Origin of the sequence: Panacibacter ginsenosidivorans (assembly GCF_007971225.1) — a bacterium.
Taxonomy (GTDB): Bacteria; Bacteroidota; Bacteroidia; order Chitinophagales; family Chitinophagaceae; genus Panacibacter; species Panacibacter ginsenosidivorans.
In genome coordinates this window covers 699,513-720,184 of record NZ_CP042435.1, presented here as the reverse complement: position 1 = coordinate 720,184, position 20,672 = coordinate 699,513, and the positions used below count along the sequence as shown (strand labels likewise).

The following is a 20,672-nucleotide window of genomic DNA, read 5'->3' as shown; positions in this document are numbered from 1 at the left end:
AGTTCGCTGCGCGTAACTCTGTGGCAACAGCAAATTATTTCTTTTTCAATTTGGGCTTTACAAAGGGTCTAGCTCCTTGTTTTAAATTATTGGTAGAAGGGTTGACATCTCGAAATAATTCATCTTTCCATTCTATATTAGAAAGCATAGGGTTAGGCTGAATTTCCATTCCGTGTAAAAAGTAACGGTTATCCTTAATTATCCCAATACTTTTTGCAGGTAGTTTTGTATATAATGCAACTAGCTGTGGGGTGCCTCCAGAAAGCCTATCATCTCCAGAGCTTATCGAATCACAAAATGCTGAAAAGAACGATCGACTGGTGCCTCCTACATCTGAATTTTGCCAACTTCTTCCGTGATTCTCCGCACTTGGTGCTCCGGAGCCCAGTGAAACAATAATGCCTGTTTCTTTTGGTAAATCAACCTTATTACTAAACCATTCATTAGTCTTTGCCTTATAAGATATATGCCAGAATAAAAACTCGGTGTGAGGCCAAGGATGAGATCTGTACGCATGTACAATTGAGAAGTCCATCGTTGTATTGTTATGACTTTTTTTATATGAGGTCTTTATTGTATGGAGTATGCTCTCGTGTTTTTCATCAGGGGTTTGTTGACTCTCAAATAAAATTTCATTATCTATTGCTGAAATTATTTGACCAAGCACAAGACTTGGAAAAACAACATCACCGCAATAACCAAAAACATGTGGCTTCTTTTGCGAATTGAAAACCTTTCTGCCGGCATCCCAACGCACCGATTGAGAACCCCAAGTAATGCGACTATCTGAAACGATATATATTGCCCTTGGAAGCTCCGGCTTTTCACCTGTCTTACTATAAGTTACCCAAGAAGCTAAAGTTGTCATTTATACCTTATTTTATTGTTACTAGTATTTTCGTATCGGTCTGTGTCCTCACAGATCAAAAATTAGCAGTAGTATTTTTCGGTTGTTGTCGTCACCAACCGAAAAATACCATGTTAGCTGAAGTTTTTAGCTCGCAATATTGTTGCTGATTTTTCAATTTTAAAATTTGAATTGTATTTTGAAAGTAAACTTTCAAGATTTTTAAACTTCCACTGATCCAAATGTGGGTGAGTGATGACGGTCAGTTGGAACTTGCTAAAGTCTATTGGGATTGTACAATGACTAGGCTGTTTATCTAACTTATCAACTGTAAAAATTAAAAATCGATACTCCATTTCATATTGAAAGGAAACATCCTTCTTAAATGCACTGAACCTAAATTTTTGTTTTGGCAAGGAAACGTCGAATGGGTTCAAAGGCAGATACGTTACTTTGTCTCCAATTACTGACACGCGTTTTTCATTTTCTAAAACGAAGTCTAAAAAGGATTTTGTTATTGCTATTTTTAGATCATTAAATTCGACTCTAAGCGCTAATGAATCTGGATTAGAATAAATATTCCACATTGCCATTGATTCTCGTTCATTTGCATACCAGCAATTTACATATTGTCGTCTTTGCGCTTTTTCAATTTCGTCTTTCTTCAAATAATCATGAAGTTTTTTTTCATTGATAAGTTGTTGTTTTTTCTTTTTTGATAAATCGTCTTTAAAGTCTTCGAGCTTTAAAGGTACTTGTGAATATTTTGCATCCCTTCGAAGTAGTTTAGTTGTAATACCTTCAAATGGGTCATCTAAATTATCAAGGCGAGCAAAAAATAATTTTTGCTCTATTATGAGGTAGAGGAACTTGTGTAAATCCATATACCTCCATAAATATTTAATATTCTCTTCTGGCGGTTTAATAATTATCTTTCCGTAGTTCAAGTTGATGGGATTTACTCTAAAAATTTCGCTTAACACCTAAATATACAACACTACGTCTTCTCCCAAAATACAATCTGATGCCTTCCCTTCCACCAGCACATGTGTGCGACGCAACGAAAGCTCAATAGCATTACTACACTTTGGCTCATAAAAAATTACTTCTTTAATTTCGAAACCACTGCCTGGAACTTTCCATTGTTGTTTAATGGAATAGTTGGTACTTCTTCAATAACAATCTGCATGTCGCCCAACTGGCTTAAGATGCGCTGGCGGATCGTTTCTTTTTCTGTTGCATCTGCTTTGCCATCTGCAACAATTTTTACAAGAATGGTATCTGTAGTTTCCTGTATTACCTGCGCCTGTTTTATGCTGTGCAGGCTGTTGAACACACTGTGGAAACGCACCATTTGCCTGCCATCTTTTCCAACGATAACATCTTCTACGCGACCGAGAATTTCCTGCACCACGGGCATGTGCCTGCCACATGAACATTGCTTGTTGGAGAGAATAATTTTATCGCCGATGTTGTAGCGTATCAATGGCTGATCATAATTTAAAAAGCCGGTGCAATAAACAGTGCCCGCAATTCCAAAAGGAACTGGCTGCATATTATCGTCAAGCACTTCCAGCAAACCCGCATCAGGACTAATGTGCAGACTGCCATGTTCACATTCGGTAATAAGTCCACATGCTTCTACACCGCTCCATCCATCAAAAGTTTTGCAGTTGTAAACATCGGCAAATGTTTGCCGCATTTCATCAGTAAGCTTTTCACTGGAGGTTATTACAGCTTTCAATTGCGGTGCTTCAATATTCAATTCTTTAAAGAATCGTGCAAGAAAAAAATTACTCATCGCATAACCCGTCATATAATGCACATGATGTTTTTGCATGCCATGTAAATAATCTTTTGCGTTTTGTTTGCTGATATGATACGCAGAAAAATAAACCTGCTTTTCAAAATAATTGTAACGATAGAAAGGAGGTTTGTTTGCAGCGTCTGCCAAAACTCTTCTGCCACCGATCATACCACGAGGTTCAAAACTATTTACGCCAGCCCAGTTGCGCACACGTGCCTCAAAGACTGCCATCCATCTTTGATGCATAGCATGAGAAAATAAAATTTGTGTTGGTGTTCCGGTGCTACCACTGCTGGCAAAGAATTCGCCGTTCTTTTCTTTCTTATCAGCAAGCAGGGTAGTGGTTCCATGTTTGCGCAATAATTCTTTTGAAAGAACTGGTAACTGATCAATTGTTTGCGGTGTAATTTTTTTTATTGCTTCAGCAGTTAAACCATCCGCTAAAAAACTTTCTCTATAAAAAGGCACATGCATAAATGCATGCAATAATATTTTTTGCAATTGTACCTCATTGTGTTGATGCCATTGATCTGTTGTAAAATTTTCTCTTTCTTTTGCGGCTTTGTATGCTTCAGGAAAAACGCCGCCAAATCTTCTTTGCTTCCATCGCAAACCATATGCAGATACCAAAATGTTCTGCATCCAAACGGGGCTGTTATTGTATATGTTGGTGGAAAGGCTCAAGCTTTATTGTATTGTTCAAAAATAAGCATCTGTGGTTAACATACGCAATGAACTAAAATGAATGAAGCTTGTTATTTTTGTATAAATCTTTCTTATGGGCATCTGGCGGCAAATGGCAGAATATCTCTACATCAAAAAACGTGACCCCAATCAGCCACGCACACAATGGATGAAATACATGCATGGCATGAACAGGATTTCACTGTTGATGTTTATGGTGGCGCTTATAATAATGCTGTTTAAGTTTGTGATACTGCCGATGTTTAAATAGCCCGCATTTACTTTTTTGTCTTGACACAAAAAAGTAACAAAAAAAGTCAAGGCTTCAGAAAAATAGCTAAAATTTATTTCATTCCGCTACAGCGAAGAAGCTAAACATGGTCTAGGAATAAAATTCTGCTAAGACTAGTGAATTACTTCTTCTTTTGTTTCAACATCTTCGCTGTGTACGCTACATTCAATAAATTTCTTAACGCTATTTTTCTGATGCCGTGGTTCTATTCAACGTTACACATAAACTGATAAATACTCTTTGCCGCTTTTGCGGAAGCATTTCCACCCTGGCTTAACAGATGTTTCAGATCTGCATAATCTTTTTTTATTTCAGCAATTCTTTTTTGATCAGTTAGAATAAGAGAAAGTTCTGCAGTAAGATTTTTTATGGTAAGATCATTTTGTATCAATTCTTTTACAACGGGTTTATCCATGATAAGATTAACCAGTGAAATGTATTTGATACTTATTAGACGTTTTGCTATTTGATAACTGATATTACTTCCTTTGTAACAAACAACTTCCGGCACGCCAAACAAGGCAGTTTCTAATGTTGCTGTACCACTTGTAACAAGCGCTGCTGTTGATTGTGTTAATAGTTTATAGGTTTCATTTCTTACGCTACTTACATTACTATAAGGCTGTAATAATGGTTCGTAAAATGTATCTTCCTGTCCGGGTGCTTTTGCTACTACAAATTCATAGTCTGGAAAATGTTTGGCAACTTCCAGCATAATCGGAAGTTTCTTTAGTATTTCCTGTTTACGGCTTCCGGGTAATAAAGCAACAACCGGTTTTGAGTTTTGGGTTTTGGGTTTTGAGTTTTGACTTTCAATAAACGAGTCGATCACTTCAACAAGCGGGTGACCAACATATTCAACATCCCAGTTCCATTTGTTCTTGTAATAATCTTTTTCAAAGGGAAGTATCACGAGCATTTTATCAATGCATTGTTTCATCTTTTTTACGCGACCTTCTTTCCATGCCCATACCTGTGGCGAAATATAAAAGACCACTTTAAAGCCTTTTTGCTTTGCCCATTCAGCGATACGTAAATTGAACCCCGGATAATCTATCAATACCAACACATCCGGTTGAAATTGTTCTATATCCTGTTTACAGAATTTCAGGTTGTTCATGATGGTGCGCAGGTTCATAACCACTTCTGCAAAACCCATGAAAGCAAGATCGCGGTAATGTTTGATCAATGTGCCACCTGCAGCCTGCATAAGATCGCCACCCCAGCAATGAATGTTGGCGGCATTATCCAAATGCTTTAATTCCTTTATGAGATTACTGCCATGCAGATCACCACTTGCTTCTCCTGCTATGATATAATATTTCATATTCGGGGCGCAAAATACAATTAGTTTGCTGAAGCTGTAATTTGAAAATGATTGGTGAGTTTATTGTTGCAGTATAAGAGTGCGACGCAACAGACGATGCCGTATGCACATCAGTCCGGCTCAAAAATAAAATTACAGATATCTTTCTTCGAGAATCAATTTGTGATGGAGTAAATGACCATAAATAATAAAACATAAGGCATTTGCGGTGATACTTTTATCGCTGGCTGTGCCTCTTTCATTTAGTTGTGTTTCGCTGAAACTATTGAGCAAGAAATCTGTTGCAGTGCGGACAGCATTGAATTCATCTTTGAGTGATTGGGATGTTCTGTTTACGCTGCCATCGTTTTCGGCATAAGCGTTTTCATCAAAACCGGGGAGCGGTGTTTTATCTTTTCTTGCAATACGTAATGCACGATAAGTAAAAATTCTTTCCGCATCTATTACATGCTGCAATAATTGTTTAATGGTCCACTTACCTTCTGCATAAGCATAATTTACTTTTTCTTCGGGAAGGCTGTTATAAAAATCATATATCTCCTTGCTGTGATTTGCAATGATCTCTTTTACAGAATCTCCTTGTGTATAATTAATATAACGATGATAAAACTCAGCGGAGTCTGCTGCTGCGGGGCGTGACATGATTAATTTTTACTTTTAATTTCTTTGGGATTAATAAAGACAGGCTTATTTATTTTGTCAGGCTTTGGATTGTTGACAGGCATCTCAGGCTTTAAAGCAGATGCTATTTCAATTGCCTGGTAAGCATTTACAAAACCACCTGTTTCGCAAAGCTCGCTCATAGTTGTGCTGCTGTCTGTTCCAGGTACTGTAACCGTAGTTGCTAATTTGGTTTCGGCTGATTTATCAATGGCGTATTTTACCTGTTTTGCGGAGAGTTGCGGATAATAAGACCGTATCAATGCTGCAATGCCTGCAACGATCGGTGAAGAAAAACTGGTACCATTCAAATAACCATACTGGTTGCCGCCGGGCAATGTAGAATAGATTCTTACACCAGGTGCAAAAACATCAACAGTCTCTTTTCCATAATTACTAAAGTCGGCAATCACTTTTCCTGCTGCAACATGCGGATCGCCACTTGCACCAACGGTTATAAAATTTGTAGCCCTGGCATTAAAGCTAATGAGATTTGGATTGGGAAAATTATCTACTACATCCACATCATGTGATTCATTACCTGCTGCGTGTACCAGCAATACATCTTTTGATTCAGCATAACGAATCGCTTCATCAACCCACTTCTTTTCAGGAGAAAAACTTTTGCCAAAACTCATGTTAATTACTTTGGCGCCATTGTCAACGGCATATACAATGGCAAGCGCAACGTCTTTATCGTATTCATCACCATCAGGTACGGCACGTATCATCATGATCTTGACATCGTCTGCAATACCATCCACACCGATGTTGTTATTACGTTCTGCTGCAATGATACCTGACACATGTGTTCCGTGCATGGGATCAGGGCCCATTACATCATTGTTGCCATAGTATTTATCATCAATTGCGTAGTAATTATCTTTTATGGTCTGTGCCCTGTAATCAGGTGGAGCAACAATCTTCGCATCCATTGATGTTTTTTTGCCATCAACATATTCCTGAAGGTCTTTAATAAGGTCCTGGTTGGTTTGATCTTCTTCTATATTCAGCATTTTTAAACAGGTTATAAAACCCATTTTTGCCTGTTTGCCTTTTTGTGTTTGTGGTTCAAACTTTTCAAGTTCATCACGATTGTAAGATTCTTTCTGCATCTCTTCGCGGATTATTGCATCATTCTTCTTTAAAGATTTTGCCAATATTTCCAGCATCATCACTTCCATCTTTTCATCAGGATCTATATTCATCTGCTGTGCAGCTTTCTGCCATTCGCGGTACTGCCATTTTTCATCAGACGTAAGTGAACTTGTATCTATTTGCCTGCCATCAAACTTTTCTTTGAAGCGGTAATACACACGGGTTCTTTCATCCACATCTTTTTTCAGGTTGCTGCCATCTTTATTGCCAAGAAAATTCCAGCCATGTATATCGTCAACGTATCCGTTGCCATCATCATCTATGCCATTACCCGGAATTTCTTTTGGGTTTGTCCAAAGTATTTCTTTGAGGTCTTCGTGCGTAGTGTCTATGCCGGAATCTATAACGGCAACAATAACCGGTGATGCAGTTTTACCTTTTATAAAGTCATAAGTTTTATCAAGGCTTATGCCGTAAAAACCATCCTTCTCAGGATCCCGGAGATACCAGCCTTTAATATTGTTTTGTGAAAAGCCTAACTGTGAAGCAAGAAGGAAGCTACACGCGGTAATTAATTTCATTCGCTGCATAATCGTCTATGTTTCTTATGTGCAAACAATTCCAGGATTTTATACCTGTTGTTTGAATCTCAATGATAATTTGAATACCAACTTTGGTTTTTTATGGGATCCTGGTTGTGTCACTCACTTCAAGGTTCGGACCAATGCTGAACAGAGAACAGAAAGTACAAGAGTGCGACGCAAGTAAAGCTCAAATCAAGTATCAATGCCGGGTACAAAAAACCGTACCAATTCAATCGTTTCGTAATACAAAATTGCGGCAAGCTTTCTTCTCATGAGTCAAGCATACCGCAGTTATTTGCAATTTTAAGCAATTGTTACCGATTTATGAATTTATCGGGGCAATTATATATGGAATTTAATGCCTTGCGCCAATGGTAAGTTGGTGCTCCAATTAATGGTATTTGTTTGCCTGCGCATATAAGCTTTCCATGCATCTGAACCACTTTCGCGGCCACCGCCGGTTTCTTTCTCACCTCCAAAAGCGCCACCAATCTCGGCACCACTGGTACCAATATTAACATTTGCAATTCCACAATCGCTACCAGCCTGTGATAAGAACAATTCAGATTCACGAATGTTCAAAGTCATGATTGCTGAAGACAAACCTTGTGGTACACCATTCTGCAAAACAATTGCCTCTTCGATTGTTTTATATTTTATTAGATATAAGATTGGCGCAAAAGTTTCATGCTGAACAATACCTAAATCGTTGGTTACCTCTGCAATACAAGGTTTAACGTAACAACCGCTTTCATAACCGGCACCTTCGAGAATACCGCCTTCTACCACAAAATTGCCACCCTGCTGTTTACATTTTTCAATGGAATCAAGGTAAAGTTTTACTGCATCTTTATCGATTAATGGACCCACATGATTTTTTGAATCAAGCGGATCACCAATGCTTAGTTGTTTGTATGCATTGATGAGCTTGTTTTTGAAAGTATCATAAACGGATTCATGAATGATCAAACGACGTGTAGAAGTACAACGCTGACCAGCAGTACCAACCGCACCAAACACAGCGCCGATCAATGACATATCAAGATCTGCATGTTGAGAAATAATGATTGCATTATTGCCGCCTAATTCCAGAATTGACCTTCCCAAACGAGCAGCCACAGCTGTTGAAACCGCTTTACCCATTCGTGTAGAGCCTGTTGCAGAAATTAGTGGAATATTGGTATCATTGGAAAGCCATTCGCCAATTTCTCTGCCACCTTGCACCAGGCAACTTACACCTTCAGGAACATTGTTCTTAGCAAAAACTTCTGCAATTATTTTTTGACATGCAATACCACACAACGGTGTTTTTTCGCTCGGCTTCCAGATACATACATCGCCGCAGATCCAAGCTAGTGCTGTGTTCCAGCTCCATACTGCAACGGGAAAGTTGAAAGCGGAAATAATTCCAACAACACCCAGCGGATGCCATTGCTCATACATTCTGTGTAACGGTCTTTCGCTATGCATGCTTAAACCGTATAGCTGACGAGACAAACCAACAGCAAAATCGCAGATGTCGATCATTTCCTGTACTTCGCCCAAACCTTCCTGTAAACTTTTGCCCATTTCATAGCTAACCAATTTCCCAAGCGGTTCTTTCTTTTCACGCAATGCTTCGCCAAACTGGCGAACAATTTCTCCACGTTTCGGCGCAGGCCACATGCGCCATTCCTTAAAAGCAGCAAGCGCTTTTTCCATTGATACATCATAAGCGGCTTTATCTGCGCTTATAACTGTGCCGATTAGTTTGCCATCAACAGGAGAGAAGGATTCAAGTTTTGCACCTTTAGAATCTATCCATGTAGAGCCTGTTGAAACACCTTTATTTTCCTGTTCTAATCCTAATTGTTGTAAGAAATCCATATATAAAAATTTAAAGCCCTCTCCTTTGGAGAGGGTTTGGGTGAGGTATTATTTTTTACTTGTTTGCGAAGCATAAGTGCTTTCGAAAATTTTGTCTGCATTGCCTGCTTCAAAACCTTCTCTTCTATGTTCGCGTTTTAGTTCGTTTGCAGACAAGCCTTCGTATTGCTTCAAAACTTTTCTTTCTGCAAATTCAACATAAGAACCTGAGATCAGGTGCTTAACGCTATTTGCAAAAGTTGCGATGATCATTTCTGCAACTGTTGAACTTTGCAACAAATTTCCATCCGGACTGGTTTTGATTTTGCCACCAGAATCATTTAGTTTAAAACCATTGCGTTCAAGAAAATTATTGAAGTCCGCAACGTTGTTGTATCCTGTTTTTAAATTATGAACGCTCACAGTAAAGTGATTTAAATAATAACGGTTATAAATAACCCATGCCGCATATTCACTTTCGCTGCTGAGTGTTAGAAAATCTTCTAAAGTTGGCAAACGCCATAAACCACTGTGTAAAAAATCATCAACTGCAGCCGCATCGTCTAAATTGATTGAATCAACAGGATCACACGTTACTTCATCTGTATAACTATGTATAATTTGCTGCGCACTCTTTGATAGATCTTCAACGATCAATTCACTTATAAATATGCGTGGATATTCCGGCGAAGGCGGCGCATACCAATAGGCATCTAACTTCTTCGCCGGAAAGAAATAATGATCTTTTCTTTTGTAACCATAATGAAGGAATATTTTTTCAAGTGATGCAATTCCAAGATGTTTTACACCCATCGTTCTGAAAGCAATATGATCATTCTCAATTTCATTGGCATTTGCAATTACGCCTTCTTTTATCATGGCATTAATTACACCCTGCACATCGGGCACACGTTCTTTGTATCGGGTCATAAGGCCTTCAAGAACCTTATTTAATACAATTTTTGACATATTATTTATTTGAGCAAGAAAAAAATTATGAGCCAAACTTTTGTACAAGTATTGTGCATCGTTGCGTCGCACACTTGTACTGAAAATTTTTATTCAACTAATAAAGTTCGTAAATCAGTTTATGAGGAGAAAGAAAATATTAAGGCACGTGAGAACATGTACTTCTGAGAAAAGCCATGTAAGAAAGCTGTATGTTCAGCAGAATATTCATTTGCGGCTGCAAAGCTATTGCTTTTTGCGGGAAAAAACTAACGGTTGAAAGTGTTTGCTATAAAGAACATGTTAATCAATATATACTGATGCATAATGCTATACAGTACAAGAGTGCGACGCAACGAAGATGCCATGAAAAACTACAGTCTGAAACAAAAAATAATTACAACTCACTCAAAGATTCATCAAGATATTGCAGTAACTCATCTGCATTTTGTTTATTGAACGGTAGCGGGGGTTTGATTTTTAAAACATTGTGCAGCGGACCATCGGTGCTGAGCAAATAACCTTTTGTTTTTACTTTTTCAACAACAATATCAATTTCGGGCAACGCTGGTTCAAGTGTGTTTCGGTCTTTCACCATTTCGGCACCGATGAACAAACCATGCCCACGCACTTCGCTGATGAGTGGGTGTTTGTTCATGAGCTTGCGTAAGCCATCCATTAAATATTCGCCGGTTTCCTTTGCATGTTGCTGCATTTCTTCGTGCTGAATTACGTCGAGCACCGCAAGCCCGGCAGCCATGGAAACAGGGTTGCCGCCAAATGTGTTGAAATATTCAAGCCCGTTGTTGAAAGCATCAGCAATCTCGTTTGTAATAACAACTGCCGCCAGTGGGTGACCGTTGCCAATGGGTTTGCCCATCACTACAATATCTGGCACCACGTTCTGCAATTCGAAGCCCCAGAATGCATCTCCAACGCGACCAAAGCCGACTTGCACTTCGTCTGCAATGCAAACCCCGCCTGCGGCGCGAACATGTTTGTAAACTTCTTTTAAATAATTCGGCGGCAAGGGAATTTGTCCGCCAACGCCGAGCAATGTTTCGCAAATGAAAACCGCAGGCGCTTTGTTTTCTTTTTTTAATTCTTCAATGATGCGTTGCACATCTGCTGCATATTTTTTTCCTGCTTCCCTATCATTGTATTTGTAAGGTCCGCGATACAAGTCCGGGTTCATGGCTTTATGAATCCATGGCATTTGCCCGAAACCACCTTTGCTGTCAAATTTATACGGACTCATTTCCATTGCCACTGTAGATGTGCCATGATAAGCGTGATCTAATACAATAATATCTTTCTGCTTGGTAAAATGACGCGCTATTCTAACAGCAAGATCATTCGCTTCGCTGCCACTGTTGGTGAAATAGCAAACACTCAATGAAGGCGGAAGTGTTGCAGTTAAACGTTTGGCATAGTCAATAATATTATTATGGAGGTATCTTGAATTAGTATTGAGTGTGGCAATTTGTTTTTGCATTGCTTTTACCACAACAGGATGACAATGCCCCACATGACTTGGATTGTTTACACAATCAACAAACGTGTTGCCTTTGTCGTCATATAAATATTGCAAAGCACCACGAACAATTTTTAATTTTTGTTGGTAACTGATACTAAGATTGCGACCAATATGTTCTTTTCTTTCTTCAAGCAGGTTTGTATAATCATCGTTATTGATGATAGCTTTAAAGCCACAAACTTTTCTGAAACTGTCCTGTGCTTTGATCGGGTTGATGCGGATGAGTTTGTACAATAATTCCCATGCAGGTTTTTCAGAAATAAAATGATGTTCATTGTTTGTTTCAATAGATGCGTTCCAGGCAGACTGTGTTACACTTATACAAAGCCTTGCGGCAATCAAGTAATACAGCAGATCAATTTCCTGTTCGGTTAAAGCATAAGCTTTGTGATAACCTTGTACAACAAGCGTTGCTGCAAATAAAGGATCAGGGTGATTCATCATTGCATAAGTACAAGCCACTGCAAGATTATTGATGAGTGCGGTATAGACCATGTCACTGAAATCAATCAATCCAACAACTTTATCGCCTTGTACTAAAATGTTTGTATCATTCGCATCGTGATGTAAATATGCGTGCCGAAGCGATGAAATAACCGGCAACACTTCTGTCTCAAACTGCAGTAAAAAATAACCGGCTATTCTTCTGAGTTCATGATCTTTTATACAATGCAATTTACGGTTTGCATCTGCAGCATTACTGATATCCCACACATAATGGCGGTGCATGGCAGGATGAGAAAAATTTTGCAGCACTTTATCCATACGACCTAGAACATTGCCAAGATCAATGTGTAATGCATCTGGGCGTTCACTTGTGTTGCACCAGAATTTTCCTTCTAAAAATGTAATTAAGCGCAGATAAAATTTCCTATCACCTTTTTGCAGCACGGTCATTAGTTCACCTGAAGAATTGGGAATATATTGAAAGAATTTATCAGCTACTTCGCTGTTTGATAAATGCTGCACAATTTTTATTTGCGCGTCAAAAAAATCATAGCTATGTTCATCACTTGCTGCTTTGAAAATATATTTAGTGCCATCCTGTGCAGTCAATAAAAAATTGAACTCATACTCACCTGTCAATGCTTTTGCTTTTACATCAAGCAGGTAATATTTTTTTACCAGCGATTCAATTTCTTTTTCGGTAAAGCTCATCGTTAGTTTTTGATAGTCGTAAACTTACTCAATAATAACCAGTCAATAATCGTTTTGTAACTAAAATTATATCTTCGGCTTTGTTGGAAAATAAACTGTATCTGATGCAGCGATTTTTAAAATTTTCATTTTGCATGTTATTAAAGTACGTTTATTTTTTGTTGGCAATTGTCATAAGCATTCTTTATTTCTCCTTTGCCGGCGAGGCACAAACCGATTCAACATCTTTAAAAATTACCGGGCAAAAGTCTTATACTTTTAACCTTAATTATGGATGGATATATGCTCATTCAATAGATATAAAAAATACTGCAGGTGCAAAGCCAAGAGGTGTATCTTTCGAAATCGTGAACAGATCAACTGATACAGCGGTATGGAATAAGTATGGTTCGTATCCTTCTACAGGTATAATGCTCACATACCTTGATTTGAATACGCCTATTCTTTCCAAATCGTATACCGCTGCATACATTTTTGAACCAACATTCAGGCTTAATAACAAGATGGATTTTTTTATAAAAACAAGAATTGGATTATCATACTTAACTAATCCGCATGATTCTTTAAAAAACCCCACCAATAATACATACAGTACAAGGTTTAATTTTTTTACTGCAGCCGGGCTTGGTATTACTTACAAATTCAATAACCATTATTCAGCAGTTTTGGATGCGAATTTTTTTCATAACTCCAATGGGGGCTTTGATCAACCAAACCGGGGTTTGAACTATCCTAATCTTTCAGCCGGTATCCGGTATGACGTTGAAAGTAACACTACCCCAACATTCAGGCGAATAAAAGACACAAGCTGGAAAACGGATAAATGGAACTATGATGCCATGGCTTACTATTCCCCTAAAGAAGGATATAATTATGTATGGCAACACAAAAGAAAGTACTTGTTTGGTGCTGGTTTTCAAACTTCCTACAGGATAAGTTCACTTGATGCGCTTACATTAGGAACCGAAATTTACTATGATGACGCAATAGGTTCCATTAAAAGAAACCTTGGTGATAATTCCTCGAATGTGTATACTGGTTTACTGATGGGCAATGAATTCATTTTCCGCAAAATTATTTTCAGTCAGCAACTTGGTTTTTTTCTGCATAAAAACACTGAGTCTTACACAGATATTTACAAACAACCTTTTGGATTAGTTTACCATCGCTGGGGATTGCGTTACCGCCTGCAGAAGCATTGGTATTTTGGCTTCAACTTCCTGGTGCATGGGCATGTGGCAGATTTTATTGATGGCAGGTTGATCTATAGGTTTTAAGAACTTAAAGAGCAGGTCTTTGATCCGGTCTTGATTACTACTACTTAGCTTTTCTTGCGTCGCACTCTTGTACTTCAGTAAGTATTTCAGCATGGCAGAACCAGCGTATTTGACAGCGTAAAGTGTTTTTTGCTGAAAGTCTGTCTGCATCCTGTCCGGTAAAGTTCTAAACCCTGAAGTGAGTGACACAACCGGCGATGCCATGAAAGCCTTTGGCTGACTACATAAAACCTGCATTAAAAAGAAATTTTCCCCACTTTTTGTTCTGCCATTTTTTCACCCCAAAGCCCAATGGCATAATGATTGACAAGAGAAACGAGTAAATCACTGAATACTAACCTAAAGTAAATTTAAAAATATGGGTAAAATAATAGGAATCGACCTTGGTACTACAAACAGTTGCGTTGCCGTAATGGAAGGTAACGAACCTGTGGTAATAGCCAATGATGAAGGGCGCAGAACCACGCCTTCAGTTGTTGCGTTTCTCAAAAATGGAGAACGTAAAGTGGGTGATCCGGCAAAGCGCCAGGCTATCACAAATCCACATAACACGATCATGTCTGTAAAGCGTTTTATGGGGCGCAGATATGATGAAGTGACAGAAGAAATAAGCCATTGGAGCTATAAAGTTGCCAAAGGTGACAATAATACCGTGCGTGTAGATATTGACGGACGTCTTTATACACCACAGGAAATTTCTGCGATGATCCTTCAGAAAATGAAGAAAACGGCGGAAGATTATCTTGGACAGGAAGTGAGCGAAGCAGTAATTACTGTTCCTGCATACTTCAACGATGCACAACGCCAGGCTACTAAAGAAGCAGGTGAAATTGCAGGCTTGAATGTTCGCAGAATAGTAAATGAACCAACGGCTGCGGCACTTGCTTATGGTCTGGATAAAAAACATGTTGACCAGAAGATCGCGGTGTTTGATCTTGGTGGTGGCACATTCGATATATCAATCCTTGAATTGGGTGATGGTGTATTCGAAGTGAAATCAACTAACGGTGATACGCACCTTGGTGGTGATGACTTTGATAAAGTTATCATGGACTGGCTGGCTGAAGAATTTAAAAAAGATGAGAACATTGATCTTCGTAAAGACCCGATGGCTTTACAGCGTTTGAAAGAAGCTGCTGAAAAAGCAAAAGTTGAATTGAGTTCTTCTTCAGAAACAGAAATAAATCTTCCTTATATCACGGCTGTTGATGGTGTGCCTAAACACCTTGTAAAGAAACTTACCCGTGCAAAATTTGAAAGCCTTGCTGATAACCTTTTTGCAAGATGTCTGAAACCTTGTGAAGCAGCATTGAAAGATGCGGGTTATAATATATCACAGATCGATGAAATAATATTGGTTGGTGGTTCTACACGTATACCAAAAGTTCAGGAAATAGTTGAGAAGTTCTTTGGTAAAAAACCAAACAAAGGAGTAAATCCTGATGAAGTGGTTGCGGTTGGAGCAGCTATACAGGGCGCGGTTCTTACCGGTGAAGTAAAAGATGTGTTGTTACTCGACGTTACACCACTTTCTCTTGGCATTGAAACAATGGGTGGGGTTATGACAACGATGATAGCTTCTAACACAACTATTCCTTCCAAGAAAACAGAAATATTCTCTACTGCCAGCGATAATCAACCCGGTGTACAGATACATGTAATACAGGGTGAGAGGCCAATGGCAAGCCAGAATAAGAGCCTTGGTGTGTTTAACCTTGATGGTATTCCGCCAGCTCCACGTGGTGTTCCTCAAATTGAAGTAACCTTCGATATAGATGCCAACGGTATGTTGCATGTAAGTGCAAAAGACAAAGGCACAGGTAAGGAACAAAAGATCAGGATTGAAGCTGGTAGCGGTCTTAGTAAAGAAGAAGTAGAAAAGATGAAAAATGAAGCTAAGGCACATGAAGCAGAAGATAAGATTGCACGTGAAAAAGTTGATAAGCTTAACCAGGCAGACAGCATGATCTTCCAGACAGAAAAACAATTCAAAGAATTTGGAGATAAAATTCCTGCTGATAAAAAAGCGCCAATCGAGGCAGCATTGAATAAGCTGAAAGATGCGCACAAAGCACAGGATGTAGCCGCTGTTGATGCAGCAATGGCTGAAATGAACACGGCATGGACTGCAGCAAGCGAAGAAATTTATAAAGCACAACAGGCTGGTGGTGGTGCACAACCGGGACCAGATGCAGGCGCAAACGGAAACGCTGGTGCAGCAAATAACGAAACTGTTACCGATGCAGAGTTTGAAGAAGTGAAGTAAGGTTTGGGTTATCAGGTAATAATAAAAAATTCCTCACAGCAATGTGGGGATTTTTTATTTGAGCAAGAAGCAAGAATAAGTATTAAGCTTTTGTTGCGTCGCACTCTTGTACGGTTGGAATATATTTGAGCAAGAAAAATTCCTACAACCTTTATGAACTCAAATCTTTTACGAAGAATAATTTATTTGCTGCTGTTTGCTTTCTTTATTTGGCTTGCGTTAGCAACAAGACATCACAAAGAATGGTTTTATCCATTGATTGTTAAGTACGGTGGTGATGTAATATGGGCTGGAGCATTCTTATTTTTATTAAGAACGATCTTTATTAATACCGCTTTGTGGAAACTTGCCGTGTGGTGTTATGTATTGGGTGTGCTTGATGAGGTTTCTCAATTAATTCGTACACCATTTGCAGATGTAGCTAGAACTACCACATTAGGGAAGCTAATGTTTGGACAAGGCTTTTTATGGAGTGATATTCTCTGTTATGCAATTGGAACTTTACTTGCATTTTTAATTTTAATTCTTTTGGAAAAAACATATTCAAAACGAAAAGAGGTTATTAGGTGAATAACCTCTTTTTGTTTCGATATTTATCTCCAATGACCTTTGTTCCAATACCAGCCACCCCTTCTTTTTTCCCAATGACCAGGTACCCATACGCCACCTCTGCGGGGAGGAGCCCAATAGCCTTGCCTGTATTGATATTTTCCGCCAGCTATATACCATTCTCCATCAATCCATATATAATTGGGGCGAGGTTGTGGTGGTCTTGCAACTACTGCAGGTGGAGAAGGTCTGGTAGCTACGGTAGTCTTACAACTTTCCATGCTCATTAGTGAAAATATCAGAGCACTAAATACAATCAGTCTTTTCATACATTTTGTTTTTGGAAATAAATATTTCTTTTCATTTCAGTTAACATAAAGCCAAGAAATATGCCAATGCTTTTTATTTAGCAAGTGAATAATTATATTTTAAAAGTGTAGAAAAAAATAAACAATATGGAGCAAACTTTTGTAAATTACATGTATCATATCCTGAAGTAATATAAATCTTTTCTGGCAGGATTTTGGGACTATTTCCAGCACAACTGATAAATAAAATTGTTAACCTTAAATTTAATTTTTTATGAGCGCTCAAAAAATTTTGATTGGTGCATTGTCCGGACTCGTTGCAGGTGTTGCTATTGGATTATTGACTGCTCCTGCAAAGGGTAGTGAAACAAGACAAAAAATATCTGACTCTGCGGACGAGTTAAAAAGAAAATTACGTCGTCTCCGCGGACAGGCGGCGGATGAATTAGATGAACTGAAATCTGTTTTTGAAACTGAAGTGGAGGGGCTGAAGGATGATGTGCGGGAAAAAGTTTTAAAGCTTATAGAAGCAAGCAAGAAAAGTTATAATCATGTAAAAGAAGAAACAAAGACTCTTTAAATTCTTCATTCATAGGAAAATAAGGAACAGGCTTTCAATTGAAAGCCTGTTCCTTATTTATAAAGTAGTGCATTATAAAACCAAAGTTTCTTATGATCTGTCTTGCGCCTAAACTTATAAAGCCGGCAAAGGGTTTCTCCTTGATGGTACCACAATAGTTTCGTCTTCGCTGAGGTAAACAAAAAAATCTGCAAGAGCATAAATGTCACCTGGCGTTTTAGGGCCACCGTTTGCATCATTTCTTTCGTAAGGGCCAAGTAATTCCCCATCATGCTTAAGTGCCGATAGTTTTTCCGGCATAGAAAGTTGTTTGAAAGTTTCAATAGTCATGCCCCAAAAATAATCGTAAAATTGTTTCGATGAAAATAAAATGATAAAATACATAAGTCAATTAAAAATGGTAATTAGATTTGGTGTTTATGCAGGCATGGTAAATTCTCTAAAATAGAAATTTTTAGCGTTGAAGAGTGCGACGCAACAGGAGTTTAATAGGACTATGAAAGCCCGGCTCATAAAATTATATAAACAATTATGAAAAGATTATTGGTTACAGTATTGCTGTTTATGTTAGCGACCTCGTCGCGGTCTCAAGTAATGCAGCAAAAAGCGCAATGGGCTATGATAAGTATGCCCCAACTTAAATGCTGGGTTTGTAAAGACAAGGTTGATAAATTTCTGCTAACAGAAAAAGGTCCTAATGGTGACGCAGGTATTATTAAGTGGACAATTGCTATGAATACAGGCACGTTAAAAATTCAGTATGTGCCTGATCGCATAACGCTTGATTATATCCGCACTACTTTAAATAATGCAGGTTACGACGCAGATTCCACAAAAGCAGAACCGGAAGCTTATAAAATGCTGCCTCCGATTTGCAAACGTGCAGAGGATGGAGGAGGACCACAAAAAGGTAAACCTTGTAGCCTGCCACCCGATCTATAATAATTATGGATAAAATTATTATAAGACGATTGTCTGCCGATGATATTGAGATGTTACAAAACATAAGCGTCAATACATTTATTGATACTTATGCAGGGCATAACACTGCGGAAAATATGCAGCATTACCTGCAGCAACATTTTAGCAGGGAACAACTATTAACTGAGTTGATCAACGGCAATAACTATTTTTTTGCCGCGTTTGATAATGATATTCCAGCTGGATATACTAAACTACGCACATTTGAAAACCCCGAACAACTTCCTGGACGAAAACATATAGAACTTGAGCGTATTTATACAGTAAAGAAATATCAGGGTATGGGCCTTGGTCACAGAATGATGCAATACAGTCTTGATTTTGCTTCGGTAAAAGGTTATGAATTGTTATGGCTTGGGGTGTGGGAGCACAATGAAAAGGCATTAAAATTTTATACCAAATTTGGTTTTGAAATTTTCGGCGAACATACTTTTACACTTGGTTCAGAGGAGCAGACTGATTGGCTGATGAAGAAAGAACTTTCTCCTGCATAAAAATTTCTTTTATCATTGCTGAAATAATTGCTGATTGTTCCATCACCATTAAATGCCCGCCCTGTTTAATGGTCTTATCACATTCAACATATTTATAAGGCAGAATTTTATCATCAGTGCCATGAATATGTGTAACATTCGCAGGTACAATCTCGTTATTCCAGTTTAATAATGCGGTTATTGCCCATTTATTAAAATCCGTGTCAGCATTGTTTATTAATTCTTCGTAGACCTTTATATGTAATGGATCTTTGAGGCCAAAAAGATATTTAATATTAAGCATGAACCACCGTTGTAAAGATGCCGGCGTCCATTTATGCATTGACAAATATTTGCCCATTCTGTAAAATGGTGGCAGCTCATATTTTGTTTTGGCGCTGGAAATCAGTACTGCTTTTATGTTCGAATGCTTTTTGGCAATTTCGGTTGCTAACATACCTCCAAATGAAAGCCCGATAATAATAGCATTTACAGGAATATGGTAGTGCTTTGTTAAACGCAATGCGTAGTTGGGCAGGGATTCATTTTTATGAGGAGCGATCCATTCAATGAAAACAGGTTCGCAGAAATCAAGATCAAGAAATTGGAAAACTGTTTTATCAGCCCCCAAACCTGATAGGAAATATACTTTCATAAGTTATAGTAATTCTGCACAAACTTAGGAATGATTTCTAGATTGGTAGAGTAACAAAAAAAGAAAAGCATCAAATTTCGCATTTGTATCAGCCGAAGCTTTCCACATTTGCTAATCCGATGCTTTCGTGGCTAACATTCTTTCTTTTTACGGAATTTCTGTTTCGCCGCAAGAGATACAAAACTTTCTTTTAACAGATTATTATTGCACTCAATTGTATTGTGAAGTTATTTCTGTTAATATTATTTCTCAAATATTTTAGGTGTTTCTTGTTAACCTCTTCTGCACTTTTTAATGCACATTTTATTGCGGAAATTTTTGTAAAATCAAACACAGGTACATTACTGCTGTTAAATGTTATTGGCATGGTACTTGCAAATTTTAAAACGGCGTTGATACTCTTTTCAATGCCGGTTAATCAATTTATAATCGTTTACTTAAATGCTAAAGTATGAAAAACACACGTATTGGTCTTATGGCGTTGTCTGCAGTGGTGGCAGGATTATTCGCTTTTACAACTTTCCAGGGTGGTTCAATCAAAGGTAAAATTACACCGGTAGACGGGGCATCCCAGGTATGGGCATTATCTGCCACAGATACTTTAAAAGCTATGATCAACCAGGGAACTTTTGAAATTCAGAATGCAAAAGCTGGCACTTATAAAGTTTATATCGATGCAGTCGAGCCTTACAAAGATGTGATAAAAGAAGGCGTTCAGGTAACTGATGGAAGTTCTGCAGATCTTGGAGAAATAATGTTGCAAAAATAAAAAAACAATGTACTAAGGACGGTTATT

General features: G+C 38.3%; 20 protein-coding genes. 8 read left to right on the top strand and 12 right to left on the bottom strand.

Features of this window, described 5'->3' with window-relative positions:
• Nucleotides 1-34 precede the first annotated feature (34 nt).
• From FRZ67_RS02930 to FRZ67_RS02920, 3 genes are all read right to left on the bottom strand, one after another.
• Entirely contained in the window at nt 35-868 is an 834-nt protein-coding gene (locus FRZ67_RS02930; RefSeq protein ID WP_147188110.1) for a hypothetical protein, read from the bottom strand.
• A 113-nt stretch (nt 869-981) separates the two neighbouring features.
• Nucleotides 982-1,731, bottom strand: coding sequence for a hypothetical protein (locus tag FRZ67_RS02925; RefSeq protein WP_147188109.1), 750 nt, complete (start codon nt 1,729-1,731; stop codon nt 982-984).
• A 218-nt stretch (nt 1,732-1,949) separates the two neighbouring features.
• Nucleotides 1,950-3,296, bottom strand: a complete 1,347-nt coding sequence (locus FRZ67_RS02920) for a phenylacetate--CoA ligase family protein (protein WP_147188108.1) — start codon at nt 3,294-3,296, stop codon at nt 1,950-1,952.
• Between the two features lie 136 nt (nt 3,297-3,432).
• Here FRZ67_RS02920 and FRZ67_RS23475 point away from each other — a divergent pair, with 136 nt between their 5' ends.
• The gene (locus FRZ67_RS23475) at nt 3,433-3,609 is read left to right on the top strand and encodes a DUF6728 family protein (RefSeq protein ID WP_192903896.1); all 177 of its coding nucleotides are present in this window, start codon (nt 3,433-3,435) and stop codon (nt 3,607-3,609) included.
• Nucleotides 3,610-3,835: 226 nt separating this feature from the next.
• On the opposite strand, the gene lpxB is transcribed toward FRZ67_RS23475, so the two are convergent.
• From lpxB to FRZ67_RS02890, 6 genes are all read right to left on the bottom strand, one after another.
• The gene (gene lpxB / locus FRZ67_RS02915; protein ID WP_147188107.1) at nt 3,836-4,957 is read right to left on the bottom strand and encodes a lipid-A-disaccharide synthase; all 1,122 of its coding nucleotides are present in this window, start codon (nt 4,955-4,957) and stop codon (nt 3,836-3,838) included.
• 132 nt (nt 4,958-5,089) lie between these two features.
• Complete coding sequence (locus tag FRZ67_RS02910) at nt 5,090-5,599, bottom strand: DinB family protein (RefSeq protein WP_147188106.1); 510 nt, start codon at nt 5,597-5,599, stop codon at nt 5,090-5,092.
• A gap of 2 nt (nt 5,600-5,601) precedes the next feature.
• The gene (locus FRZ67_RS02905) at nt 5,602-7,296 is read right to left on the bottom strand and encodes a S8 family peptidase (protein WP_158638288.1); all 1,695 of its coding nucleotides are present in this window, start codon (nt 7,294-7,296) and stop codon (nt 5,602-5,604) included.
• Between the two features lie 345 nt (nt 7,297-7,641).
• On the bottom strand, nt 7,642-9,165 hold the full coding sequence (gene amaB, locus FRZ67_RS02900; protein WP_147188104.1) for an L-piperidine-6-carboxylate dehydrogenase: 1,524 nt from the start codon (nt 9,163-9,165) through the stop codon (nt 7,642-7,644).
• Nucleotides 9,166-9,213: 48 nt separating this feature from the next.
• Complete coding sequence (locus FRZ67_RS02895) at nt 9,214-10,113, bottom strand: DUF1338 domain-containing protein (RefSeq protein WP_147188103.1); 900 nt, start codon at nt 10,111-10,113, stop codon at nt 9,214-9,216.
• 376 nt (nt 10,114-10,489) lie between these two features.
• The gene (locus tag FRZ67_RS02890) at nt 10,490-12,787 is read right to left on the bottom strand and encodes an aminotransferase class III-fold pyridoxal phosphate-dependent enzyme (RefSeq protein WP_147188102.1); all 2,298 of its coding nucleotides are present in this window, start codon (nt 12,785-12,787) and stop codon (nt 10,490-10,492) included.
• Between the two features lie 134 nt (nt 12,788-12,921).
• Here FRZ67_RS02890 and FRZ67_RS02885 point away from each other — a divergent pair, with 134 nt between their 5' ends.
• The 3 genes from FRZ67_RS02885 to FRZ67_RS02875 all read left to right on the top strand — a co-directional run bounded on the left by FRZ67_RS02885 (nt 12,922) and on the right by FRZ67_RS02875 (nt 16,900).
• A complete protein-coding gene (locus tag FRZ67_RS02885) occupies nt 12,922-14,064 on the top strand; it encodes an acyloxyacyl hydrolase (RefSeq protein ID WP_158638287.1) in 1,143 nt (380 codons plus the stop codon).
• A 358-nt stretch (nt 14,065-14,422) separates the two neighbouring features.
• Nucleotides 14,423-16,330 carry a molecular chaperone DnaK gene (gene dnaK, locus FRZ67_RS02880; protein ID WP_147188100.1) on the top strand — a complete coding sequence of 636 codons (1,908 nt, stop codon included), beginning with the start codon at nt 14,423-14,425 and terminating at the stop codon, nt 16,328-16,330.
• A 153-nt stretch (nt 16,331-16,483) separates the two neighbouring features.
• Nucleotides 16,484-16,900: a ribosomal maturation YjgA family protein gene (locus FRZ67_RS02875; protein ID WP_147188099.1), complete on the top strand. Its 417-nt coding sequence runs from the start codon at nt 16,484-16,486 to the stop codon at nt 16,898-16,900.
• Nucleotides 16,901-16,923: 23 nt separating this feature from the next.
• On the opposite strand, the gene FRZ67_RS02870 is transcribed toward FRZ67_RS02875, so the two are convergent.
• A complete protein-coding gene (locus FRZ67_RS02870) occupies nt 16,924-17,208 on the bottom strand; it encodes a YXWGXW repeat-containing protein (protein ID WP_147188098.1) in 285 nt (94 codons plus the stop codon).
• 253 nt (nt 17,209-17,461) lie between these two features.
• On the opposite strand from FRZ67_RS02870, the gene FRZ67_RS02865 reads away from it, so the two are divergent.
• Nucleotides 17,462-17,767 carry a YtxH domain-containing protein gene (locus FRZ67_RS02865; RefSeq protein ID WP_147188097.1) on the top strand — a complete coding sequence of 102 codons (306 nt, stop codon included), beginning with the start codon at nt 17,462-17,464 and terminating at the stop codon, nt 17,765-17,767.
• 114 nt (nt 17,768-17,881) lie between these two features.
• On the opposite strand, the gene FRZ67_RS02860 is transcribed toward FRZ67_RS02865, so the two are convergent.
• Nucleotides 17,882-18,067, bottom strand: coding sequence for a hypothetical protein (locus tag FRZ67_RS02860; RefSeq protein WP_147188096.1), 186 nt, complete (start codon nt 18,065-18,067; stop codon nt 17,882-17,884).
• Nucleotides 18,068-18,298: 231 nt separating this feature from the next.
• Here FRZ67_RS02860 and FRZ67_RS02855 point away from each other — a divergent pair, with 231 nt between their 5' ends.
• Both FRZ67_RS02855 and FRZ67_RS02850 read left to right on the top strand, forming a co-directional pair.
• On the top strand, nt 18,299-18,709 hold the full coding sequence (locus tag FRZ67_RS02855; RefSeq protein ID WP_147188095.1) for a hypothetical protein: 411 nt from the start codon (nt 18,299-18,301) through the stop codon (nt 18,707-18,709).
• Between the two features lie 5 nt (nt 18,710-18,714).
• Nucleotides 18,715-19,242 carry a GNAT family N-acetyltransferase gene (locus FRZ67_RS02850; protein WP_147188094.1) on the top strand — a complete coding sequence of 176 codons (528 nt, stop codon included), beginning with the start codon at nt 18,715-18,717 and terminating at the stop codon, nt 19,240-19,242.
• On the opposite strand, the gene FRZ67_RS02845 is transcribed toward FRZ67_RS02850, so the two are convergent.
• On the bottom strand, nt 19,181-19,876 hold the full coding sequence (locus FRZ67_RS02845) for an alpha/beta hydrolase (protein ID WP_147188093.1): 696 nt from the start codon (nt 19,874-19,876) through the stop codon (nt 19,181-19,183). The genes FRZ67_RS02850 and FRZ67_RS02845 overlap by 62 nt on opposite strands.
• Before the next feature lie 451 nt (nt 19,877-20,327).
• Here FRZ67_RS02845 and FRZ67_RS02840 point away from each other — a divergent pair, with 451 nt between their 5' ends.
• Nucleotides 20,328-20,645 (top strand): peptidase associated/transthyretin-like domain-containing protein, encoded by a 318-nt coding sequence (locus FRZ67_RS02840; protein ID WP_147188092.1) that lies wholly within the window; start codon nt 20,328-20,330, stop codon nt 20,643-20,645.
• The last annotated feature ends 27 nt before the right edge of the window (nt 20,646-20,672 follow it).

Excerpts from the sequence above, each read along its gene's own strand:
- amaB (WP_147188104.1), bottom strand. The coding sequence starts at position 9,165 with ATGGATTTCTTACAACAATTAGGATTAGAACAGGAAAATAAAGGTGTT.
- FRZ67_RS02895 (WP_147188103.1), bottom strand. The coding sequence starts at position 10,113 with ATGTCAAAAATTGTATTAAATAAGGTTCTTGAAGGCCTTATGACCCGA.
- FRZ67_RS02885 (WP_158638287.1), top strand. The coding sequence starts at position 12,922 with ATGTTATTAAAGTACGTTTATTTTTTGTTGGCAATTGTCATAAGCATT.
- FRZ67_RS02855 (WP_147188095.1), top strand. The coding sequence starts at position 18,299 with ATGAAAAGATTATTGGTTACAGTATTGCTGTTTATGTTAGCGACCTCG.
- dnaK (WP_147188100.1), top strand. The coding sequence starts at position 14,423 with ATGGGTAAAATAATAGGAATCGACCTTGGTACTACAAACAGTTGCGTT.
- FRZ67_RS02890 (WP_147188102.1), bottom strand. The coding sequence starts at position 12,787 with ATGAGCTTTACCGAAAAAGAAATTGAATCGCTGGTAAAAAAATATTAC.
- FRZ67_RS02925 (WP_147188109.1), bottom strand. The coding sequence starts at position 1,731 with ATGGATTTACACAAGTTCCTCTACCTCATAATAGAGCAAAAATTATTT.
- FRZ67_RS02860 (WP_147188096.1), bottom strand. The coding sequence starts at position 18,067 with ATGCCGGAAAAACTATCGGCACTTAAGCATGATGGGGAATTACTTGGC.
- FRZ67_RS02875 (WP_147188099.1), top strand. The coding sequence starts at position 16,484 with ATGAACTCAAATCTTTTACGAAGAATAATTTATTTGCTGCTGTTTGCT.
- FRZ67_RS02905 (WP_158638288.1), bottom strand. The coding sequence starts at position 7,296 with ATGAAATTAATTACCGCGTGTAGCTTCCTTCTTGCTTCACAGTTAGGC.
- FRZ67_RS02845 (WP_147188093.1), bottom strand. The coding sequence starts at position 19,876 with ATGAAAGTATATTTCCTATCAGGTTTGGGGGCTGATAAAACAGTTTTC.
- FRZ67_RS02865 (WP_147188097.1), top strand. The coding sequence starts at position 17,462 with ATGAGCGCTCAAAAAATTTTGATTGGTGCATTGTCCGGACTCGTTGCA.
- FRZ67_RS02870 (WP_147188098.1), bottom strand. The coding sequence starts at position 17,208 with ATGAAAAGACTGATTGTATTTAGTGCTCTGATATTTTCACTAATGAGC.
- FRZ67_RS23475 (WP_192903896.1), top strand. The coding sequence starts at position 3,433 with ATGGGCATCTGGCGGCAAATGGCAGAATATCTCTACATCAAAAAACGT.
- FRZ67_RS02930 (WP_147188110.1), bottom strand. The coding sequence starts at position 868 with ATGACAACTTTAGCTTCTTGGGTAACTTATAGTAAGACAGGTGAAAAG.
- FRZ67_RS02920 (WP_147188108.1), bottom strand. The coding sequence starts at position 3,296 with ATGCAGAACATTTTGGTATCTGCATATGGTTTGCGATGGAAGCAAAGA.
- lpxB (WP_147188107.1), bottom strand. The coding sequence starts at position 4,957 with ATGAAATATTATATCATAGCAGGAGAAGCAAGTGGTGATCTGCATGGC.
- FRZ67_RS02840 (WP_147188092.1), top strand. The coding sequence starts at position 20,328 with ATGAAAAACACACGTATTGGTCTTATGGCGTTGTCTGCAGTGGTGGCA.
- FRZ67_RS02850 (WP_147188094.1), top strand. The coding sequence starts at position 18,715 with ATGGATAAAATTATTATAAGACGATTGTCTGCCGATGATATTGAGATG.
- FRZ67_RS02910 (WP_147188106.1), bottom strand. The coding sequence starts at position 5,599 with ATGTCACGCCCCGCAGCAGCAGACTCCGCTGAGTTTTATCATCGTTAT.